This is a genomic window from Streptomyces sp. NPDC007157, from assembly GCF_040634235.1.
In the GTDB taxonomy this organism is placed as follows: Bacteria; Actinomycetota; Actinomycetes; order Streptomycetales; family Streptomycetaceae; genus Streptomyces.
The window spans coordinates 1-3,100 of record NZ_JBEYFE010000067.1 but is presented as its reverse complement, the minus strand read 5'-3'; the positions used below and the strand labels follow the sequence as shown (position 1 = coordinate 3,100).

Below are 3,100 nucleotides of genomic sequence, written 5' to 3'. Positions count from 1 at the left end.
ACCAAATTCCACCAACGCCTCGCCCCCACCGGAGCCCACCTCCACAACCAATGGGGCGCCACCGAAGTCTCCATCGACTCCACCAGCCACACCTGTGTCCCCGAGGACGAGTGGGCGGGTGACGTCTCCCTCGGCGAGGCGATCGCGAACAACCAGGTTTTGGTGCTCGACGAGCACCTCAACCCGGTGCCCGACGGTGTGCCCGGCGAGCTCTACCTGGGCGGTGCCGGTCTCGCCCGCGGTTACCTCGGCGACGCCCGCAAGACCGCGGCGGCCTTCGTCCCGCACCCGTTCGCCGACGGCGAGCGGCTCTACCGCACCGGCGACCGGGGCGTGCGGCGCCCGAACGGCAGGCTGACGTTCCTGGGGCGTGCGGACAGCCAGGTCAAGATCCGCGGCATCCGCATCGAACCCGCCGAGATCGAACACACCCTCCGCCGCCACCCCCACGTCCACGACGCCGTCGTCACCAAATGGGAACCCACCCCCGGCGACCACCGCCTCGCCGCCTACATCACCACCCGACACGGCATCGCGGAAGACGAACTCCTCACCGACCTCAACACCCACCTCAGCGACCAGCTCCCCCTCTACATGATCCCCTCCAGCATCACCGTGCTGGACCGCATCCCCGTCAACGCCAACGGCAAGACCGACCACCGCGCCCTCCCCGAGCCGCGGTACGAGGCGGACGCGGTCGCGGTGCGGCCGGCCACCGAGGCCGAGCAGCTGATCGACGGCATCTGGGCGGAGGTGCTGGACCGGTCCGACCTGGACATCCACGCCAACTTCTTCGCCCTGGGCGGGCATTCGCTGCTGGCCACCCGGATCGTCTCCCGGCTTCGCTCGGCGCTGTCGGTGGACGTCCCACTCGCTCTCATCTTCGACAACCCCACCATCCACACCATGGCCACCGCCCTGGAGAACCTGCTGCTGGACGCGGTCGGCGACCCGGACGCGGACCCGAAGACGGCTCCGGCCGGGGACGCCACCGCCGAGAGGACCCGCTCATGACCACGAGCCGGATTCCCCAGGCCGGCCCCGAGGCCGATCCGCAGGCGGCGCGACGGGCCCAGGTCAGGTCGCTGCTCCTGGGTGCCCGTGCCGCCCAGCGCGCCGACGCGTCGGTGACGGCGATCCCGGCGGCCGACCCGGGTGCGCCCGTGGCGTCGTACTCGCAGGAGCGGATGTGGCTCCTGGAGCAGATGATGCCGGGCTACAACACGTCCACGGTGATCAGGGTCCGGGGCGCTCTCGACGTCGGTGTGCTGGCCCGGAGCTTCACGGTGGTCGCCGGACGACACGAGGTGCTGCGGACGGTCTTCGACGAGCGGGACGGCGCCCCCGTCCCCCGGGTGCTGCCGGCGGGGCCGGTCCCGGTCCCGGTGCACGAGGCTGCCGGGGACGGTGCCGAGGATCGGTACGCGGCGGGCGTCGCGATCGCCCGGGAGCTGATGCGCGAGCCGTTCTCGCTGTCGGACGGCCCGGTGTTCCGGGTCGCCTTGGTGCGGCTGGCCGCGGACGACGCCCTGCTGGTGCTGGTGGTGCACCACATCGCGATCGACGGCACCTCGATGCGGGTGCTGTGGTCGGAGCTGTCCCGGGCCTACGAGGCCCTGGCGGCCGGCCGGGAGCCGGAACTGCCGCCGCTGCCCCTCCAGTACGGGGACTACGCGGCGTGGAGCCGGGTCCATCAGACGCCGGAGCGGTTGCGCCACCAGCTGGACCACTGGCGGCAGCGGCTGGCGGACGCGAGCGCCGACGAACTGCCCACGGACCGGCCCCGGCCGGCCGTGCGGACCGGGAACGGCGCCCAGGTCTCCTTCACGATCGACGGCGAGCTGGGGGCGGCGGTCAACCGCTTCGCACGGGAGCACAACGCGACCCCGTTCATGACGCTGACCGCCGCGTTCAGCGTGGTCCTGGCCCGGCACTCGGCCACCCGGGACGTCACCCTGGGCACCCCGATCGCCGGCCGGGTACGTCCCGAACTCGACGCGCTGATCGGCTACTTCGTCAACACTCTGCTGATCCGTACCGAGTTGACCGACGACCCGTCGTTCGAGGCGCTGCTGGCCCGGACCCGGGCGAACACGCTCGCCTCCTACGAGCACCAGGAACTCCCCTTCGAGGCGCTGCTGGAGGAGCTCCAGCCGGAGCGGGACCCGAGCCGCAACCCGCTGTTCCAGGTGCTGTTCGCCCTGGGCGACGAGGAGACGGACGACCTGGTGCTGCCCGGTCTGACGGCCGAGCGGGTCGAGGTGGTCGACGGCAAGTCGAGGTTCGACCTGAACGTGGCCCTCACCCGGGCCGGTGACACGTTCACCGGGATCGCGTACTACGAGGCGGACCTCTTCGACGCCGCCACGATCGACCGGTTGATGCGGCACTTCGTCGCCTTCCTGCGCAACGCGCTGGCGGATCCCGCCCGGCCCGTCTCGGGTGTCGGCATGGTCGACGCGGGCGAACGCGAGCGGCTGCTGGCGGCGGGGCTGGGCGAGGCGGTGGTGTTCCCGGAGGGTCTGCTGACCGATCTGGTGGACGCCGTGGCCGCGGCCACCCCGCGCGCGCGGGCCGTCACCGACTCCGAAGGCACCTTGTCCTACGCGGAGTTGACGGGACGCGCGAACCATCTGGCCGAGCGGCTGCGGGCGGCGGGGGTCAGGGCGGACACGCCGGTCGGCCTCTGGATGGACCGGTCCGCCGAGATGGTCGTGACCCTCCTGGCGGTGCTCAAGGCGGGCGGTGCCTTCGTCCCGCTGGACCCGGATCTTCCGGTCGGGCGTGCGGTGCGGGTGCTCGCCGACGCCGGTGCCCCGGTGGCCTGCACGGACGCCGAGCGGGCGGCTCTCCTCGCCGACGCCCAGGGCGGCTTCACCGTTCTCGACTGCGGTCCGGGGACGCTGACCGGGACGTCACCGACCGCGCCCGACAGCTGCGTGACCGGGGACCATCTGGTGTCGGTGTACTACACGTCCGGTTCCACCGGCACCCCCAAGGGCGTGGCCTCCACCCACACCGGCTGGACCAACCGCATCCAATGGATGCAAGACCGATACCCCCTCACCCCCGGCGACACCGTCCTGCACAAAACCGTCCT

General features: G+C 72.1%; 2 protein-coding genes. Both read left to right on the top strand.

Annotated elements, in window-relative coordinates:
* Positions 1-1,014 (top strand): non-ribosomal peptide synthetase (locus ABZ642_RS46350; RefSeq protein ID WP_360497776.1); only part of this gene is annotated, 1,014 nt, incomplete at its 5' end.
* Positions 1,011-3,100, top strand: a 2,090-nt coding sequence (locus ABZ642_RS46345) for a condensation domain-containing protein (protein ID WP_360497773.1), incomplete at its 3' end; no start/stop codon positions are given. The genes ABZ642_RS46350 and ABZ642_RS46345, both read left to right, overlap by 4 nt.